Source organism: Paracraurococcus ruber (genome assembly GCF_004353985.1).
GTDB classification, from domain to species: domain Bacteria; phylum Pseudomonadota; class Alphaproteobacteria; order Acetobacterales; family Acetobacteraceae; genus Paracraurococcus; species Paracraurococcus ruber.
The window spans coordinates 1-16,725 of the sequence record NZ_SMOA01000109.1; the positions used below are offsets into that span (position 1 = coordinate 1).

Annotated in this window: 17 protein-coding genes; 9 read left to right on the plus strand and 8 right to left on the minus strand. The window is 72.9% G+C overall.

Translation table 11 applies throughout. From position 1 onward, the window contains the following. Positions 1–265 precede the first annotated feature (265 nt). Positions 266–676, minus strand: coding sequence for a phasin family protein (locus E2C05_RS18280; RefSeq protein WP_133221089.1), 411 nt, complete (start codon positions 674–676; stop codon positions 266–268). Positions 677–862: 186 nt separating this feature from the next. Here E2C05_RS18280 and E2C05_RS18285 point away from each other — a divergent pair, with 186 nt between their 5' ends. After that, positions 863–1,570 (plus strand): glutathione S-transferase family protein, encoded by a 708-nt coding sequence (locus E2C05_RS18285; protein ID WP_133221090.1) that lies wholly within the window; start codon positions 863–865, stop codon positions 1,568–1,570. A gap of 200 nt (positions 1,571–1,770) precedes the next feature. Next, positions 1,771–2,409: a VOC family protein gene (locus E2C05_RS18290; RefSeq protein ID WP_133221091.1), complete on the plus strand. Its 639-nt coding sequence runs from the start codon at positions 1,771–1,773 to the stop codon at positions 2,407–2,409. A 187-nt stretch (positions 2,410–2,596) separates the two neighbouring features. On the opposite strand, the gene E2C05_RS18295 is transcribed toward E2C05_RS18290, so the two are convergent. Together E2C05_RS18295 and E2C05_RS18300 are read right to left on the minus strand one after the other, a co-directional pair. Continuing rightward, positions 2,597–3,235 (minus strand): MlaC/ttg2D family ABC transporter substrate-binding protein, encoded by a 639-nt coding sequence (locus E2C05_RS18295; RefSeq protein ID WP_133221092.1) that lies wholly within the window; start codon positions 3,233–3,235, stop codon positions 2,597–2,599. A gap of 5 nt (positions 3,236–3,240) precedes the next feature. After that, positions 3,241–4,083, minus strand: coding sequence for an MlaA family lipoprotein (locus E2C05_RS18300; protein WP_133221093.1), 843 nt, complete (start codon positions 4,081–4,083; stop codon positions 3,241–3,243). A gap of 196 nt (positions 4,084–4,279) precedes the next feature. Here E2C05_RS18300 and metF point away from each other — a divergent pair, with 196 nt between their 5' ends. Next, complete coding sequence (gene metF / locus E2C05_RS18305) at positions 4,280–5,236, plus strand: methylenetetrahydrofolate reductase [NAD(P)H] (protein ID WP_133221094.1); 957 nt, start codon at positions 4,280–4,282, stop codon at positions 5,234–5,236. Between the two features lie 220 nt (positions 5,237–5,456). On the opposite strand, the gene E2C05_RS18310 is transcribed toward metF, so the two are convergent. Both E2C05_RS18310 and E2C05_RS18315 read right to left on the minus strand, forming a co-directional pair. Next, positions 5,457–6,431: a Bug family tripartite tricarboxylate transporter substrate binding protein gene (locus E2C05_RS18310; RefSeq protein ID WP_158292218.1), complete on the minus strand. Its 975-nt coding sequence runs from the start codon at positions 6,429–6,431 to the stop codon at positions 5,457–5,459. Between the two features lie 204 nt (positions 6,432–6,635). Beyond that, on the minus strand, positions 6,636–7,622 hold the full coding sequence (locus E2C05_RS18315) for a Bug family tripartite tricarboxylate transporter substrate binding protein (protein WP_158292219.1): 987 nt from the start codon (positions 7,620–7,622) through the stop codon (positions 6,636–6,638). A gap of 122 nt (positions 7,623–7,744) precedes the next feature. Between E2C05_RS18315 and E2C05_RS18320 the strand changes: the two genes are divergently transcribed. Next, complete coding sequence (locus E2C05_RS18320; RefSeq protein WP_133221097.1) at positions 7,745–8,545, plus strand: phytanoyl-CoA dioxygenase family protein; 801 nt, start codon at positions 7,745–7,747, stop codon at positions 8,543–8,545. A 70-nt stretch (positions 8,546–8,615) separates the two neighbouring features. On the opposite strand, the gene E2C05_RS18325 is transcribed toward E2C05_RS18320, so the two are convergent. Next, positions 8,616–9,257, minus strand: coding sequence for a 2-hydroxychromene-2-carboxylate isomerase (locus tag E2C05_RS18325; protein WP_133221098.1), 642 nt, complete (start codon positions 9,255–9,257; stop codon positions 8,616–8,618). 158 nt (positions 9,258–9,415) lie between these two features. Continuing rightward, entirely contained in the window at positions 9,416–10,450 is a 1,035-nt protein-coding gene (locus E2C05_RS18330; protein WP_158292220.1) for an FkbM family methyltransferase, read from the minus strand. A 110-nt stretch (positions 10,451–10,560) separates the two neighbouring features. On the opposite strand from E2C05_RS18330, the gene E2C05_RS18335 reads away from it, so the two are divergent. The 3 genes from E2C05_RS18335 (at position 10,561) to E2C05_RS18345 (ending at position 14,380) form a co-directional block, all read left to right on the plus strand. Next, complete coding sequence (locus tag E2C05_RS18335; RefSeq protein ID WP_240046780.1) at positions 10,561–11,067, plus strand: pentapeptide repeat-containing protein; 507 nt, start codon at positions 10,561–10,563, stop codon at positions 11,065–11,067. After that, positions 11,064–13,277 carry an ATP-dependent helicase gene (locus tag E2C05_RS18340; RefSeq protein ID WP_240046781.1) on the plus strand — a complete coding sequence of 738 codons (2,214 nt, stop codon included), beginning with the start codon at positions 11,064–11,066 and terminating at the stop codon, positions 13,275–13,277. The genes E2C05_RS18335 and E2C05_RS18340 overlap by 4 nt, the downstream gene beginning before the upstream one ends. A 104-nt stretch (positions 13,278–13,381) precedes the next feature. After that, on the plus strand, positions 13,382–14,380 hold the full coding sequence (locus E2C05_RS18345) for a 50S ribosomal protein L11 methyltransferase (protein ID WP_133221102.1): 999 nt from the start codon (positions 13,382–13,384) through the stop codon (positions 14,378–14,380). A gap of 247 nt (positions 14,381–14,627) precedes the next feature. Here the strand turns inward: E2C05_RS18345 and E2C05_RS18350 are convergent, their stop codons facing one another. Beyond that, positions 14,628–14,843: a PsiF family protein gene (locus tag E2C05_RS18350; protein WP_133221103.1), complete on the minus strand. Its 216-nt coding sequence runs from the start codon at positions 14,841–14,843 to the stop codon at positions 14,628–14,630. 168 nt (positions 14,844–15,011) lie between these two features. Here E2C05_RS18350 and E2C05_RS18355 point away from each other — a divergent pair, with 168 nt between their 5' ends. Together E2C05_RS18355 and E2C05_RS18360 are read left to right on the plus strand one after the other, a co-directional pair. Further along, positions 15,012–15,224, plus strand: coding sequence for a hypothetical protein (locus E2C05_RS18355; protein ID WP_133221104.1), 213 nt, complete (start codon positions 15,012–15,014; stop codon positions 15,222–15,224). Next, complete coding sequence (locus E2C05_RS18360) at positions 15,221–16,630, plus strand: amidase (RefSeq protein ID WP_133221105.1); 1,410 nt, start codon at positions 15,221–15,223, stop codon at positions 16,628–16,630. Before E2C05_RS18355 ends, E2C05_RS18360 begins: the two co-directional genes overlap by 4 nt. The last annotated feature ends 95 nt before the right edge of the window (positions 16,631–16,725 follow it).

Here is a 16,725-nt window from a genome sequence, read left to right on the forward strand (position 1 = left end):
AGCGGCCCGGCCAGCAGCGCGGCGCGGCGGCCGCCGGGCCGCTGTGGCGCAGGGCGGGTGTGGCGGGCTTCGGCGGGGGCGTGGGCAGGCAGGCGCATGCGGAGCCGCATCGGGGCATCTCCGTCCTGGAGGGCAGGGGAAAGGGCAGTCGGGGCGAAGGCGGGCCGCCCCGGCGGGACGGCCCCCTGGCGTCAGGGCGGGGGCGGACCCGTCACGGCGCGGCGGCGCCGCGGCCGCGCGCCGGCGGGCCTGCCGTCACGGATGCTCAAGCCTTGCCGGCGGGCAGGGCCTGGAGCAGCGCCGCCTTGGTCTCGTCCAGCGCCGCCAGGAGGCGGGCCTGCAGGATGCCGGAGACCGAGGCGGCGGTGCGCGCGGTCAGCTCGCTCAGCATGTTCGACCGGGCGCTGCCGTCCAGGATGGCGGTGCGCAGCGCGTCGAAGGGCTTGGCCACCGCCTGCTGCGGGTCGCTTTCCAGCGTCGCCGGCAGGCCCGCCACGTCCTGCAGCCGCGCCGCCAGCATGTCCTGCTGCTGCCGGGCGATGGTGCCGATGCCGTCCATGGCCGCCTTCTGCGCGGCGGCCAGGGCATCGAGGTTCTTCATCTGGATCGTCATCAGCGCGGCGACCACGGTGCCGGCCGGCATGGCCGGCAGCATCGGGAACAGGGTCTTCGACATGCGGACCTCCGAAGGGCACGGGCAGGATGCCGCGCTGCAGCAGAGTTTACTGTGTTGCGCCGCACAAGACGAAGATGATTTCGCTGCCCTGCTTAATTTCGGCCGGGGCCGTGCCCGCCGCGGCGATGGATTGTGCCGCCCGGGCGCCGCGCCCCATGCTGCCCGCCCCGCAGGAGGAGCCCCGCCATGCCCGCGCCCATCCAGGTCTGGACCTGGCCGACGCCGAACGGCCACAAGGTCCACATCATGCTCGAGGAACTGGGGCTGCCCTATGAGGTGGTGCCGGTGAATATCGGGCAGGGGGAGCAGTTCCGCCCGGAATTCCTCGCCATCACCCCCAACCACCGCATCCCGGCGATCGTCGATCCCGACGGGCCGGGCGGCGTGCCCCTGACGCTGTTCGAGAGCGCGGCGATCCTGGTCTACCTAGCGGAGAAGACCGGGTCCGGCCTGCTGCCGAAGGACCCGGCGGCGCGCTACCGCTGCCTGGAATGGGTGATGTTCCAGATGGGCGGGGTGGGCCCGATGTTCGGCCAGTACGGCCATTTCGCCAACTATGCCGCCGAGAAAATCCCCTACGCCATCGAGCGCTACGGCAACGAGGTTGCGCGGCTGCACCGGGTGCTGGACAAGCGCCTGGCCGACAGCCCCTTCCTGGCCGGGGCGGACTACTCCATCGCCGATATCTGCACCTTCCCCTGGGTGCGGCTGCCGGAACGCCGCGGAATTGATCTGGCGCATTACCCCAATGTGCGACGCTGGCATGATGCGGTGGCGGCGCGCCCCGCGGTGCAGCGCGGCGTGGAGGTCCTGGCGGAGCGCCAGCGCAAGGGCCCGATCACCGATGCGGAGCGCGAGGTGATGTTCGGGAAGACCCAGTTCGCCGCGCGCTGAGCGCGGCGGGTTCGGCGCCCGGGGGCCCGGGGCGGATCGCGGCGGGGCGTGAACGCCCGGACGCGTGAAACCTCTCCGGCGACACCAGGCCGCGGCGGCCTGCGTTCATGGTCGAACGCGGACCGCTGCGGCGCCGCAGCGGGCGCGACGCCGCAGCCGCGGCCCGGGGCTGACCCGGGCCTGGAACCAAGGGGGAGGACATGGCCGAGATCGACCACATCGTGCTGGGCGCCCGGACGCTGGAGGAAGGCGCCGCCTTCGTCGAGCAGCATCTGGGCGTGAAGCCGCGCAAGGGCGGCGTGCACGAGGGCTTCGGCACGCACAACATGCTGCTCGGCCTCGGCCGCGGCACCTATCTGGAGGTGATCGCGCCCGACCCGGCGCAGCCGGAGCCGGCGCATCCGCGGCTGTTCGACCTGGACGACCCGTCCCTGAAGGTGGCGCTGGAGGCCGAGCCGCGGCTGATCGCCTGGGTGGCGCGGACGCCGGTGCTGGACGCGGTGGTGGCCCGGCTCGGCCACCGGGCGGGGGAGATGCAGGCCATGTCGCGCGGCGACCTGCACTGGCGCATGGCCTTCCCGCCGCAGCGGCAGGACATGAACAACCTGATCCCGGCGCTGATCGAGTGGAAGGGGGAGGGCGCGTCCTCCCGCCTGCCGGACAGCCATGTCCGGCTGCTGGCGCTGGAGGCGGAGCACCCGGATGCCGATGCGGTGAAGTCGGCGCTCGCCGAGCGCGGGCTGGAGGAGGTGCTGCGGGTCCGGCGAAGCCCGCATGCCCGGCTGGTGGCCAGGCTGAAACGGGCGGACGGGCAGGAGGTGGCGCTCAGCAGCGGCTGACGGGCGCGGCGGGATCGAGGCGGGCGCCACCCTCCCCGAGCGCCATCCGCCAGGGGCCGAAGGGCCCCTGGACCCCGCGGGTTCATCGCCTGGGGGCTTCCCCCCGGCGATCAAGCCATGCGGGGGACCGGGGGCCGGTCCGGTCCTCGGCGGGGTGGGGTCGGAGGGGGCGGCGCCCCTCCCGGCACTACCGCGTGCCGCCCTCGCGCGCCGCCAGCTGCTGGATCTGCCGCTTCATCGCGTCCAGCAGGGCCGCGACGCGGCCGCCATTCTGCTGGATGACGCTGGAATACTCGCTGCGCTGGGTCAGCCGCAGCGACGTCCCCTCGGCGATCACGTCCACCACCTTGGGCTGGCCGTTCACGTCGCCGACCCGCCAGTCCAGCGCGAAGGGCGCGCTGTTCGGCCGCTCGATGATCGTGTTCACCAGCACGTCGTCCTCGGTCCGCTGCTGGCTGCGGCCGAGCGAGAAGCGCACCCCCTGGTATTCCCCGAAGCGGGCCGAGAGGTTGCGGATCAGCGTCTCCTCGAACAGCTTCATGTATTCCTGCTGCTCGGCGGCGCTGGCCTGGCGCCACCAGCGGCCGAGGATGAAGCGGCCGACGCCCTCGATGTCCACCGCCCGGCGCAGCACCGCGGCGACGCGCTGCCGCCGCGTCGCGGCATCGGCCCGCGTGTCGTTGATGGCCGCCACCAGCTCCTGCCCCGTGGCCTGGATGAAGCTGGCGGCGCGGCCGATATCCTGCTGCGCCCGCGCCGGCATGGCGGCGGCCAGGGGGGCGCCCAGCGCCACGCCCAGCAGCAGGCGGCGGTCGAATGCGGTCATGCTCTCTACTCCCGGTCCGATCGGCGCGGCGGCTGGATGCCGGTGCCAGTGCCGAAGCCGGTGCTGCCGGCGGCCGACGGCGCCACGCTGTCGTTGGTGTTGCGGATCTCGGCGTTGCGGCGCTGGCGGTAGGCGCTGCGCAGCGTCGCATAGGGGTCGAGGGAGTCCCGGTTCACCGCATCCAGCGGCTCGATCAGCGATTCGCGGGTGTCCACCACCGTGGCGCCGGCGCGGGTGCCGGTCAGCGCATCCACCGCCGCGCCCTGGCCGACCCAGGTCAGCGGGTCGGAGGCGATGCCGAGGCCGAAGCCGGCGAGGTCGCGCGGGTTGGACGGGCCGAGCACCGGGATGAACAGGTAGGCGCCCTCGCCGAGGCCCCAGACCGCCAGGGTCTGGCCGTAATCCTCGGTATGGCCGCGCACCCCGAACCAGGAGGAGGCGACGTCGAAGATGCCGCCGACGCCCAGCGTCGAGTTGATCAGGAAGCGGCCCAGCGTGTCCCCGGCGCGCCGCGGTTCGCCCTGCAGCATGTCGTTGGCCAGGATCACCGGCGTGCGCAGGTTGCCCAGCACGTTCCGGACCCCGGTCCGCACCGGCTGCGGCACCACGTCGCGGTAGCCCACCGCGACCGGCCGCAGCACGAAGCGGTCGATCCCCTGGTGCACCGAGAACATGGCGCGGTTGAAGGGCTCGATCGGGTCGTTGACCTGGCGGAACTCGGCCACCGCATCGGGGTCCGCGGGGTCCGGCCGCGGCGCGCAGGCGGCCAGGACCGGCAGCAGCAGCGCGAGCGCGGGAAGCAGGCGGCCGCGTCCCGGCCGGGATGGGGTGGACGAAAGGAATGGCATCGACGGCGGGCCCTCTTGCGTCTGCTTAACGCAACAGTAAGTCGCGTACCACCTTGCCCCCGGGACGGGGGTAGGCAAGCCACGCAACCGGAAACGGCATTATGGCCCTTGGGGTGGCGCTGCAACGCCACAAACGGTATCCGGTGCCGAGCTTCCGAAGCCTTGACCCGTGCACAGGTGGATGATGGACCAGACCATGCCCGACGCCGCCGGCCTGCCGCGGTCCGGCCCGACAGCCGGGACGCTGCAGCGCTGGCTGACGGGGCCGCGGATCGGCGGCCTGCCGCCGCTGGCCTGCGCGCCCGCCCCGGCGCTCTCCTTCGAATTCTTCCCGCCGAAGACCGATGCGCTGGACGCCCAGCTCTGGACCTGCATCCGGCGGCTGGAGCCGCTGGCGCCGCGCTTCGTGTCCGTCACCTATGGCGCGGGCGGGACCACCCAGGCCCGCACCCATGCGACGGTGGCAAGAATCGTCAAGGAAACCGCCCTGACCCCGGCGGCCCACCTGACCTGCGTCGGCGCCTCGAAGGGCGAGGTGGACGATGTCGCCCGGGCCTACTGGGATGCCGGGGTGCGGCATGTGGTCGCCCTGCGCGGCGACCCGCCCGCCGGGTCGGACCGCTATGAGCCGCATCCGGAGGGCTATGCCTATGCCGCCGACCTGGTGGCCGGGCTGCGCCGCATCGCGCCCTTCGAGGTGAGCGTCGCCGCCTACCCCGAGGTGCACCCGACTGCGCTGTCGGCCGACCATGACCTGGACAACCTGAAGCGCAAGATCGATGCCGGCGCCACCCGCGCCATCACGCAGTACTTCTTCGACAGCGACACCTTCCTGCGGTTCCTCGACCGGGCGCTGTCGGCCGGGATCACCGTGCCGATCGTGCCGGGGATCATGCCCGTCTCCAACTTCACCCAGATGCGGAAATTCTCCGCCATGTGCGGCGCCGGCGTGCCGGACTGGATGGCCGCGCTGTTCGAGGGGCTGGAGGACGACGTCGAGACCCGCCGCATGGTCGCCGCCGTGGTGGCGGCCGAGCAGGTGCGGCTGCTGCAGGCCAATGGCGTGGACGAGTTCCACTTCTACACGCTGAACCGGCCGGACCTGGTCTATGCCATCGCCCATATCCTGGGCGCGCGGCCGGCCAGGACGTGACGCCGCGGGAGGGGGCTGCCGGGTTCCCGTGACGATGCGGCGCATCGTCTTGGGGTGCCCCTGACCCTCCCGCACCCGCCCGCCGGGGACCAAACCGGCCCCCGGCCCCCCGCCCGGTTGCATCGCTGGCCGGCGATGGCGCAGGCCGGTCCTCAGGTTACCCGACCCCTGGTGGAAGGGGTTCGGGGGGGCAAGGCCCCTCTCGGCGCCCCGGCGGCCGCTACTCGACCTTGATGCCGTTGGCCTGGATCACCTCGGCATAGGTCCGGGCATAGCGGCGGATATCCGCCCCGAAGTCCTCGCCCGGCTTCGCCAGGACGGTGAAGGCCTGCTCCTCCAGCCGGCCGCGGATGTCCGGCCGCAGCAGGGCGGCGCGCCAGGCGGCTTCCAGCCGGGCGCGGGCTGGCGCCGGCACCTCGGCGCGGCAGATCAGGCCGAACCAGCTGTCCGACAGAACCAGGGGAAAGCCCAGCTCCGCCATGGTCGGCAGGTTGGGCAGTTCCTTCGCCCGCGCCTCGGCCGAAATCGCCAGGGCCCGCAGCTGCCCGGCCGCGACCGGCTGCAGCACGTCCGGCAGGTTGGCGAACATGAAGTCCAGCCGCCCGCTGGTCAGGTCCGGATAGGCCTGGGTGGTGCCGGTATAGGGGACATGGATGGCGTTCAGCCGCGCCAGCCCCTTGAACTGGTCGCCGCCGAGGTGGTTGGAGGTGCCGATCCCGTAGGACCCGTAGGTGAGCCCGCCGCCCGGCTTCCGCCCGGCCTCGAGGAAGCCGGGAAAGTCCCGCGCCACCGCCGGGTTCGCCACCAGCACATGCGGCACCACCGTCGCCAGGACCAGCGGCGCGAAGTCGCGCAGCGCGTTGTAGGGCGTGTTCGGCCGCAGGGTGATGTTGGCGGCGAAGCTGTTGGCCACCATCAGCAGCGTATGGCCATCCGGCGCGGCCCGCTGCAGTTCCGTGGTGCCGACCACGGTCGCGCCGCCCGGCCGGTAGTCGATGACCACGGGCTGGCCCAGATCCTCCTGCACCGCCTGCTGCGCGATCCGCACCACCGGGTCCATGGTGCCGCCGGCGGGGAAGGGGATCAGCACCCGCACCGGCTGGCTCGGCGACCAGGCCGGCTGTGCCCGGGCCAGGGCCGGGGCGGCGAGAAGCGCGAGGGGGATGCGCAGCACGGCGCGGCGGAAGGGTCTCATGCGGCAGCCCGGAACGTTGTTGCGTTGCAGCATGCGGGGCGCCGCCGCGGCCGGTCAAGCCGAGGTGATCGGCGCGGGCCGTCGCCAGCCGGCCGCCCCTGCGCCGCAGGCCACCCCTGCCGGCCAGGCTGGGCATGGGCGCGCGAGGAGCCCGGCGGCGGCGCCGTGGGCCTGCCCCGCACCGGCCCGCGGCCGGCGGCGCGATCATTCCACCTTGATGCCGTTCTCCTGGATGATGGCGCCCAGGGTGCGGCGCTGCTCGGCGAAGAAGGCGGCGAATTCCGCCGGCGGGCTGCCGACCGGGATCATGCCGATCTCGCCCAGCCGCTTCACCGCATTGGGGTCGCGCATGCCGGCCTGCGCCGCCTCGGCCAGCCGGGCCACGGCGTGCTCCGGCGTGCCGGCGGGGGTGTAGAACCCCAGCCAGTCCGCGATGTCGAACCCGGCGAAGCCCTGTTCCTGCACCGTCGGGATGTCCGGCAGGTTGCCGAGGCGATGGCCGATGGACACCGCCAGGCCGCGCAATTTGCCTTCGAGCACCAGCGGCGTCGCGGAGGGCAGGGTGGAGAAGACGAACTCCGCATCGCCCGAGAGGATGCCGGTGATGGAGGCGGCGCCGCCCCGGTAGGGGATGTGGTTCGCCGTCACCCCCGCCCGCCGCAGCAGCAGCGCCGGGGCCAGATGCGTCATCGTCCCGACGCCGGAGGAGCCGAAGGGCACCTGCCCTGGCAGGGACCGGCAGCGTTCCAGCAGCCCGTGCAGGTCCTTCGCCGGATGGTCCGCCCGCACCACGCACAGCAGCGGGGAGCGCACCATCTGGCTGACCATGCTGAAACTGCGCTGGAAGTCGTAGGGCAGGCCGGGGATCAGCAGGTGGTTGACCGACCCGCCGGCGGTATCGGCCAGCGTGGTGTAGCCATCCGGCGCCGCCTGCGCGACCACGCCGGCGCCGACCGACCCGCTCGCGCCCGCCCGGTTCTCCAGCACCAGCGGCTGGCCCAGCACCTGCTGCATCGCCGGCGCCGCCAGCCGCATCGGCACATCGGCGCCGCCGCCCGGTGGCCAGGAGATGACGACGCGCACCGGTCGCGTCGGCCAGCCGGCCTGGGCGCGCGCCGCATGCGGCAGCGCCAGCGCGGTGGCGAGGAGTGGACGGCGGCCGATGCGTGCGGCCCCCATGCGTATGGCCAAGGCATGCCTCCCCGTGAGCGTCGGCCGCCATCCTGCCCCTGCCGCCACGGCCGGGAAAGCCTTGGGCGGCGGCCCGTCCGGCCCTAGGATGCGGCGATGTCCGAGGAAGGGAAGGAACGGCCATGAAGCTGTCCGACGCGCAGATCCGCCATTTCCACGAGGAAGGCTGGCTCTTCCTGCCGGAGACCTTCACGCCCGAGGAGGTCGCCTGCCTGCGGGAGGAAGCGGACGCGATCTACCGCGAGCACCGGCCGGAGATCTGGCGCGAGAAGTCCGGCGCGCCGCGCACCGCCTTCGCCGCCCATACCTTCAACGAGGCCTTCCGGCTGCTGGGTGCGCATCCCCGCATGATCGAGCCGATCGAGCAGGTGTTCGGCGAGAAGCTCTACATGCACCAGTTCAAGATCAACGCGAAGGCCGCCTTCACCGGCGATGTCTGGCAGTGGCACCAGGACTACGGCACCTGGCTGCGGGACGACGGCATGCCGGAGCCGCGGGCGATGAACATCGCCGTCTTCCTCGATGAGGTGATGCCGATCAACGGCCCGCTCATGCTCATCCCGCGCAGCCAGAAGCACGGCAACCTGGCGGCCGGGCACGACACCAGCACCACCTCCTACCCGCTCTGGACCATCACGGACGAGGTGGTGACGAAGCTGGTGCAGGATGGCGGCATCGTCGCGCCCACCGGCAAGCCGGGCGGGCTGCTGATGTTCCACGGCAACCTGGTGCATGGCAGCGCGCCGAACATCACGCCCTATCCGCGCAAGATCGTCTACCTGACGCTGAACGCGGTCTCGAACCACATCCGCAAGCCGACCCGGCCGGAATGGATCGCCCATACCGACTTCACGCCGATCGAGCCGGTGCCGGATGATGCGCTGGCGCAATATGCGCGCCGGTACAGGCAGGCGGCCGAGTAACGCGCCACGCGGCCCGGGGGGAAGGGAGGGAACTCCCTTCCCCGCGATACCCCCGCAACCCTCCTTCTTCTCAGAGCTTGCGCGCCGCCCCCACCGGCAGGTCGCGCAGCCGCGCCATCTCGCCGCCCTCGAACAGCGCCGGGTCCGCCAGATACGCCTCCGCCATCGGCAGCGCGTCCACGCCCCAGAACAACTCCTCCGCGATGCGCAACGTCGGCACGCCGAAGACGCCGGCCGCCACCGCCGCCTCCGTCCCTGCCCGCAGCGCCGCCTTCGCGCCGCGCGCCTCGACCAGCGCCACGGGGTCCGCCACTCCCAGCCGGCCGCAGAGCGCGGCGAATCCCTGCGGGTCGCTCGCGTCCCGCCCCTCGCGCCAGGTGAACTCGAAGGCCGTCCGCACCGCCCCTGGCGACGACCCCAGCGCCTGCAGCAGCCGCAGCACCTCGAGCGAGCGGAAGGGATGCCGCGGCGGAAAGCGCAGCGGCACGCCCCGCTGCGCGGCCAGGAAGGCGCTCAGCCGGTAGGTGTGCAGCCGCTTCGGCGGCAGTTCCGCCGGCCCCACCGTGCCCCAGTGTGACAGCACCGCCCCCAGCACCACCGGCCGCAGGGCGACCGCATGCGTCGCCGCCAGCGCCTCGATCCGCGGCCAGGCGATCCAGGCGAAGGGCGAGACGGTGTCGAAATACCAGGTGATGGCAGGCGTGTCGGCCATGGCCAGGGGTCCGTGTCGTTGCGGCGGGGCGAGAGCCGGCCAGTGTCGCACGGAACCGCCCGGGCAGGGGACCATGCCCGGCCGCGCAGGTCCGGCGCGGGCGATGCGCAGGCCTGGCAGGGCGGCAGGCGCCGAGCCCGGATCGCTTCGACCGGGCGTCAGTCCACCCCGCCGCGCGAGAGCAGAAGGTCGCAATGCGGCAGCTCCAGCGTGGCCGCCGGATGCACGGGATCCAGCGCCCCGCCGTCGCCGATGCGCCAGAAGCCGAAGCCCAGCCCGGACAGCCAGGCCACGAAGCCCGGCAGGTCGGTCCGTGGCGCCATCATGGGGACAGACCATTCGGCGATGATGCGCAGCCCGGGCGATCGGCGGATGACTCCCTCCGCCCCGCGCAGCGCCAGCGGTTCCGCCCCTTCGATGTCGAGCCGGATGAGGTCGAGCCGCGCCGCTTCGGGCAGCAGGTCGTCGAGGCGGCGGGCCGGCACCTCCCACTGCACCGGGTAGCGGTCCGCCCAGCCATCGGGCAGGCCGGTGGCGACATGGCCGCTGCCGTGATGGTCCTGCGCCGCCGCCAGCGTGACCTGGCCGGGGCGGTCCAGCGCCGCCACCGCATGCACCCGCGCCCGGTCGAGGAAGCCGTTGCTGGCCAGCGTGGCGCGCAGCAGCCGCGCCACCGCCGGATTCGCCTCCAGCGCCTCCAGCCGGCCGGCGGGCCCGATGGACTGGGCGATCGCCAGGCTGTGATAGCCGACATTGGCGCCGATATCGGCGGCGGCCTGGCCGGGGCGGAGCAGGCGGCGGATCGCCGCCTCCACATGCGCTTCCCACTGGCCCGATTCCAGCAGATGCGGCGTCAGGTCCACATCGTCCGGCAGCAGGAACATCCGCGCGCCGGCATGGGTGTAGGCCAGGATGCGGTCGCCCAGATAGACCGTCTGGCGGCGGTGGTAGAGCGTGTCCAGCACGCCCTCGGTCGCCAGCCGGGCGCGGAAGGCGGGGGAGCGGATGAGCGAGGTGCCGAGGGCGGCCCGGTCCGGCAGGTCGCTGAACTGGCGGATCGCCGCCTCGCTCTCCGGCAGGCGGCCCAGCAGCAGCTCATGCGCCGCGACGATGTCGCGCCGGGACACGCCGGGGGCGCCGCCCAGCACCAGGCTGCGCAGCCTCCCGAGCGCGAACCTGATCCCCGTCGTCATGCGGCTGCTCGTTTCGCCTGTAGGGCCCCGCCCATCCCATGCCGCATGGCGGCAGGCAAGTCCGCCGCCGGCGATTGGATGAGTTCGCATCCCGTTCTATACCCGGGACCGTGCGCACCGTGATCCTGTCCCTCGCCCTGCTGTCCCTCGCCCCCCTGGCGCTCGCCGGCCCGGCGACCGCCGCTGCCTGCTCGCAGCCGCCGCAGCCCGGTATCGACTGGCGCCGCTGCTTTCTTGAACAGCGGGAATACGCCGGCGCGAAGCTGGCGGGCGCGCTGCTGCGGGAGGCGTCGCTGACCCGCAGCGTCCTGGCCGAGGCCGACCTGGCGCGCGCCGATGGCCGCAATGCCCGCTTCATCGCCACCGACCTGCGCGGCGCCGACCTCAGCGGCGCCAACCTGCTTTCGGCCGATTTCACCAGCGCCGACCTCACCGGGGCGCGGCTGGTGGCGGCCGACCTGCGGCGCACTCGCTTCTTCGGCGCCGACCTGCGCGGCGCCGACCTGACCCGGGCGCGGCTGGACGGGGCGGATCTGCTGAACGCCCAGCTGGAAGGCGCGCGCTGGATCGACGGCGCGCGCATCTGCGCCGCCGGGTCCGTGGGGGCCTGCCAGTGAGCGCCGCCGCGCCGCAACCGGACTACCTGACGCGCCTGAACCCCGAGCAGCGGGAGGCGGTGGAGGCGCTGGACGGGCCGCTGCTGGTCCTGGCCGGCGCCGGGACCGGCAAGACGCGGGTGCTGACCACGCGCTTCGCCCACCTGATCATGACGCAGCGCGCCTTCCCGGGGCAGGTGCTCTCCGTCACCTTCACCAACAAGGCGGCGCGCGAGATGCGGGAACGCGTCGCCGCCATCATCCAGCGGCCGGTGGAGGGCCTCTGGCTCGGCACCTTCCACGCGCTCTGCGCCCGCATGCTGCGCCGGCATGCCGAGCTGGTCGGGCTGACCAGCGCCTTCACCATCCTCGACACCGACGACCAGATGCGGCTGCTGAAGCAGGTGATGGACGCGGCCGGGATCGATGCCAAGCGCTGGCCGGCGCCGGGCCTCATGGCGCAGGTGCAGCGCTGGAAGGACCGCGGCATCACCCCGGCGCGGGTGACGCCGGCCGAGGACACCGATTATGCCGGCGGCCGCGCCCGCGCCCTCTACGCCGCCTACCAGGAGCGGCTGAAGGACCTCAACTGCGCCGATTTCGGCGACCTGATGCTGCACATGGTGGAGATCCTTCGCGACCACCCCGAGGTGCTGGCCGACTGGCACCGCCGCTTCCGCTACATCCTGGTGGACGAGTACCAGGACACCAACCTGGTGCAGTACCTGTGGCTGCGGCTGCTGGCGCAGGGCCATCGCAACATCTGCTGCGTCGGCGACGACGACCAGTCGATCTATTCCTGGCGCGGCGCCGAGATCGAGAACATCCTGCGCTTCGAGAAGGATTTCCCGAACGCAAAAGTCGTGCGCCTGGAATCCAACTATCGCTCCACACGCCCCATCCTCGCCGCCGCCAGCGGGCTGATCGCGCACAACAGCGGCCGGCTGGGCAAGACGCTGCGCGCCGGCCGCAACGACGCGGATGGCGAGAAGGTGCGCGTCGTCGCGCTGTGGGACTCCGAGGAGGAGGCGCGCATGGTGGGCGAGCGGATCGAGGCGGCGCAGCGCAGCGGCCACCCGCTGGCCGAGATCGCCATCCTGGTCCGCGCCGGCTTCCAGACCCGCGCCTTCGAGGAAAGGCTGATCACCCTCGGTGTGCCCTATCGCGTGGTCGGCGGGCTGAAATTCTACGAGCGGGCCGAGATCCGCGACGCCATGGCCTATCTGCGCGTCCTCGCCCAGCCATCGGACGACTTGGCCTTCGAGCGCATCGTGAACACCCCGAAGCGCGGCCTGGGCGACACCGCGCTCCGCAAGATGCACGAGATCGCGCGGGCCGAGCGCATCCCGCTGGCGCTCGCCGCCGGCAAGCTGGTCCAGGGCGGCGGCCTGGCGGGCAAGGCGCGCATGGCGCTGTCCGAGCTGCTGCACGGCTTCGCCCGCTGGCGCGAGCAGCTGGGGCGCGAGGGCCATGTGGTCACCGCTGCGACCCTGCTGGACGAGAGCGGCTACACCGAGATGTGGAAGCAGGACAAATCGCCGGAGGCGCCGGGACGGCTCGAGAACCTCAAGGAATTCGTCCGCGCGCTGGGCGAGTTCGAGAGCCTGAACGGCTTCCTCGAACACGTCGCCCTCGTGATGGAGAATGACGAGAACAGCCAGGGCGACCGCCTCTCGCTCATGACGCTGCATGCGGCGAAAGGGCTGGAATTCGACATGGTCTTCCTGCCGGGCTGGGAGGAAGGGCTGTTCCCGCACAGCCGCGCCATGGAGGAGGGCGGGGAGAAGGGCCTCGAGGAGGAACGCCGCCTCGCCTATGTCGGGCTGACGCGGGCGCGCAAGCAGGCCATCGTCTCCTGCGCCGCCAATCGCCGGATGTACGGCAACTGGTCCAGCAGCATCCCGTCGCGCTTCCTCGACGAGTTGCCGATCGAGCACATCCAGCGGGAGGGCAGCGCCGGCATGGCGCGCAACCGCGTGGTGGACATGCCGTCGGTCTTCACCGGTGCCTCGGGCCTCACGGCGCGCAAGCCGCGCAGCATCGAATCCGCCGCCTGGGAGGTGCAGGCGCGCCCCGCCCGGTCCTCGGCGCTGCGCGTGGGCGACCGCGTCTTCCACCAGAAATTCGGCTATGGCCGGGTGACGGGCGTCGAGGAGAACCGGGTGGACGTCGCCTTCGAGAAGTCCGACCCCAAGCGCGTGCTGGACAGCTTCCTGGAGCTGGTGTCGTGAGCGCGCCCTCCGATGCGGGCGGGCCGTCCGATGACCGGAGCGCGGCCACGCGCGCAGGCCTGGATCGGCCGGCGAACCCGCCGTCCGATGACCGGAACGCGGCCATGCGCGCAGGCCTGGATCGGCCGGCGAACCCGCCATCCGATGACCGGGGCGCGGATGCGCGCGCAGGGCTGAGCCGGCCGGCCGGGGCGGCCGCCTGGCCCACGCCCCTGTCCCGCCGCCGGACCGAGCCGCTTGAACTGCTGGTCCTCGATGCCCTGCCGGAGGAGGCGGTGCCGGCCTTCGAGGCGGCGCTGCAGACGGTCTGTGTCGCCGTCTCCTATTTCCGCGACGAGCCGACCGACACCTGGCGCGTGGAAGGCGTGCGGGAGGCTGGCTGGGGCGAGGCGGAGCTGGAAGGCGCGCTGGCGCTGGCCGCGGCGGTGGCCGGAATCGACCCGCCGGCGCTGCTGTCCGGGCCGATCGAGGCCGAGGGCTGGCTTGCCCGCACCGTGCAATCCTTCCCCGAGGCGCCGATCGGCCGCCGCTTCCTGGTGCGGCCGACGCATGTGCCGGACCCGGTCAGCTTCGGCCGCGTCGTGCTCCGCCTCGATGCCGGGCTTGCCTTCGGCAGCGGCGAGCATGCCTCGACCCAGGGCTGCCTGCGCGCCTTCGAAGCCGTGGCCCACCGGGCGCCGCGGACCATCCTCGATCTCGGCACCGGCAGCGCAATCCTGGCCATCGCCGCGGCGAAGCTGCTGCGCCGGCCGGTGCTGGCGACCGATATCGAGCCCTGGTCGGTGCGCGTGGCGCAGGAGAATGCAGGGCTGAACGGCGTCGGGCGGCTGGTCGCGGCGCGGCTCGCTGATGGCTGGCGGCATCCGGTGGTACGCCGCGGGCGCTACGACCTGATCTTCGCCAATATCCTGGCCCGGCCGCTCTGCGCCATGGCGCGCGACCTCGCGGCGCATCTGCGGCCCGGCGGCACGGCGATCCTGGCCGGCCTGCTCGGCACCCAGGCGCGGATGGTGCTGGCGGCGCATCGCCGGCAGGGTCTGCGGCTGGAACGCCGCATCGATGTCGGCCCCTGGACCACGCTGGTGCTGCGCCGCACCGGATAGATCGGTTTCCGTTCGCCATGGCTCACGGCAACCGCTCCGGTCTTTCGATTCGACGAGCATCGTCGCCCGACCAGGTCCTTCCACCTGATCGGGATCTGCTCGAGGACGGGTCGCGGGAGGTCCGCGCAGGCCCCGGCGGACCGGACCCCGGCAAGGCCACCGCGGCGACGCGGTCGGTGCGGACCGGGAGGCGCTTCGGGCGGGTCGGCGCGCGCATCGGCGGCGCGCCCGGTCGCCCGCTCCGGCCTCAGCCGGTGGCGCGCTTCGACAGGCAGTCCTTCATGAAGGCCTTGCGCGGGTCGCCATGCAGGCTCTGCTGCCGGGCATTGGCGCTGCACTGGCGCATCCGCTCCTGCTGCGCCTGCTGCGCCGCGCTCGGCTCCCGCCGCGGCTTGGCATCGGCGGCGATGGCCGGCAGCGTGGTGCCGGCCAGCAGGGCAAGGGCAAGGGTGGCGCGGCGCATGGCGGATCCTCCTCCGGCCGGCGATGGCGGTGCGGGGCGCCAGGGCGCCGGCCGTCATCGTTCAATGCATACTGCATAGGATGCGCGGGCGATTCGTTGCAAGACCAGTCCATCCCGGGGCATGCGCCTTGCTTGCCCGGCGCCACACCCGAAGGGGGGACACACAGGATGCCGACCGAACCCGAGCTCGTCGTGCCGACCATGGAGGCGATCCGCCGTTGGAGCGGCGTCGACCTGCCGAATGCCGCCGCCCGCGCCGGCCTGGCCGACCATGCCGCCCTGATCGCCGAGATCGAGGCGCTGCGCGGCACCCTGCAATTCGAGGAGGAGCCGAGCGGCTTCGAGGCGGCGCTGCGCGCCTGCAAGGAGTCCGGCCAATGAGCGACCTGACCACGCTTTCCATGACCGAGGCCGCCGATGCCTTCGCCCGGGGCGAGGTGACGGCCGAGGCGATGGTCCGCGCCAGCCTCGCCCGCATCGAGGCGCATGACGGCAAGGTCAACAGCGTCATCCGCCTGGACCGGGACGCGGCGCTGGACCAGGCGGCGGCGCAGGACAAGGCGCGGGCTGCCGGCCAGGCGCCCGGGAAGCTCGCCGGCGCGCCGATGATGCACAAGGACATGTACTACCGTGCCGGCAAGGTGAGCAGCTGCGGGTCGAAGATCCGCAAGGACTTCGTCCCCAAGGTCACGGCGACCGTGCTGCAGCGGCTGGACGCCGCCGGCGCGATCGACATGGGCACGCTGAACATGGCGGAGTTCGCGCAGAACCCCACCGGCCACAACGCGCATTTCGGCGACTGCCACAATCCCTGGAACCCAGCCTATTGCACCGGCGGCTCCTCCTCGGGCTCCGGCGCCGCGGTCGCGGCGCGCTTCGTCACCGCGGCGCTCGGCAGCGACACCGGCGGGTCCATCCGGCTGCCGGCGACGCTCTGCGGCGTCACCGGGCTGAAGGCGACGCAGACGCGGGTCTCCCGCCACGGCGTCATGCCGCTGTCCTTCTCCTGCGACAATGTCGGCCCGCTGGTCCGCACCGCCCGCGACGCCGCGCGCTTCCTGGCGGTGACGGCCGGGCACGACCCGAAGGACCCGACCAGCGCGCCGGAAGCGGTGCCGGACTACGAGGCGGCGCTGACCGGCCATGCCAAGGGGCTGAAGGTCGCGGTCTGCGAGACCTATTTCCTCGACGGCGCCGATGCGCCGGTGGTGGCGGGCTTCGAGGCGGCACTGGCCGCGCTGCGCGAGGCCGGGGCGGAGGTCACGCGGGTGAAGGCGCCCTCGCTCCGCGCCATCAACGCCTATGTCGCGCTGGTCAGCCGGGTGGAGGGCGCGACCATCCATGCCAACTGGATGCGGGAGCATCCGGGCGACTATGCCATCCACCTCTCCTCCCGCCTCTATGGCGGCTATGCCATCCCGGGGCACCTGTATGTGGAGGCGCTGTCGCGCCGCGGCGCCCTCCTCAGGCAGTTCGTGGCGGAGACGCTGACCGGCTTCGACGTGGTGGCGACGCCGACCTTGCGCACGAGGGTGCCGACCCTGGCGGAGACCGATATCGACGCCGACCCGGCGAACTGGGCACGCTTCATGGCGGTCTCGGCCAACACCCGGCCCTTCAACTACCTGGGCCTGCCGACCGTCAGCATCCCCTGCGGCCTGGACGACCGGGGGCTGCCGATCGGGCTGCAGCTCGCCGCCCGGCCCTTCGCCGAGGCGACGCTGCTGCGGGCCGCGGATGCCTTCCAGCAGGTCACGGACTGGCACCGGAAGGCGCCGGCGCTGTAGGGCGGGCGTAGTCCGGCCGGGTTCGCCCCGGCGGCGGCCGGCCCGCGCCCGCCTTCGCCCGGCGGGTCGGCCCGCGTCGTCGCCGGCGGGCGCGG

Bases quoted from the DNA above. Each gene is read 5' to 3' on its own strand.
- E2C05_RS18285 (WP_133221090.1), top strand. From the start codon at position 863: ATGCCCGCGCCCATCCAGGTCTGGACCTGGCCGACGCCGAACGGCCAC.
- E2C05_RS18345 (WP_133221102.1), top strand. From the start codon at position 13,382: ATGCGCGCAGGCCTGGATCGGCCGGCGAACCCGCCATCCGATGACCGG.
- E2C05_RS18310 (WP_158292218.1), bottom strand. From the start codon at position 6,431: ATGAGACCCTTCCGCCGCGCCGTGCTGCGCATCCCCCTCGCGCTTCTC.
- E2C05_RS18355 (WP_133221104.1), top strand. From the start codon at position 15,012: ATGCCGACCGAACCCGAGCTCGTCGTGCCGACCATGGAGGCGATCCGC.
- E2C05_RS18320 (WP_133221097.1), top strand. From the start codon at position 7,745: ATGAAGCTGTCCGACGCGCAGATCCGCCATTTCCACGAGGAAGGCTGG.
- E2C05_RS18295 (WP_133221092.1), bottom strand. From the start codon at position 3,235: ATGACCGCATTCGACCGCCGCCTGCTGCTGGGCGTGGCGCTGGGCGCC.
- E2C05_RS18290 (WP_133221091.1), top strand. From the start codon at position 1,771: ATGGCCGAGATCGACCACATCGTGCTGGGCGCCCGGACGCTGGAGGAA.
- E2C05_RS18330 (WP_158292220.1), bottom strand. From the start codon at position 10,450: ATGACGACGGGGATCAGGTTCGCGCTCGGGAGGCTGCGCAGCCTGGTG.
- E2C05_RS18280 (WP_133221089.1), bottom strand. From the start codon at position 676: ATGTCGAAGACCCTGTTCCCGATGCTGCCGGCCATGCCGGCCGGCACC.
- E2C05_RS18350 (WP_133221103.1), bottom strand. From the start codon at position 14,843: ATGCGCCGCGCCACCCTTGCCCTTGCCCTGCTGGCCGGCACCACGCTG.
- E2C05_RS18300 (WP_133221093.1), bottom strand. From the start codon at position 4,083: ATGCCATTCCTTTCGTCCACCCCATCCCGGCCGGGACGCGGCCGCCTG.
- E2C05_RS18325 (WP_133221098.1), bottom strand. From the start codon at position 9,257: ATGGCCGACACGCCTGCCATCACCTGGTATTTCGACACCGTCTCGCCC.
- metF (WP_133221094.1), top strand. From the start codon at position 4,280: ATGCCCGACGCCGCCGGCCTGCCGCGGTCCGGCCCGACAGCCGGGACG.
- E2C05_RS18360 (WP_133221105.1), top strand. From the start codon at position 15,221: ATGAGCGACCTGACCACGCTTTCCATGACCGAGGCCGCCGATGCCTTC.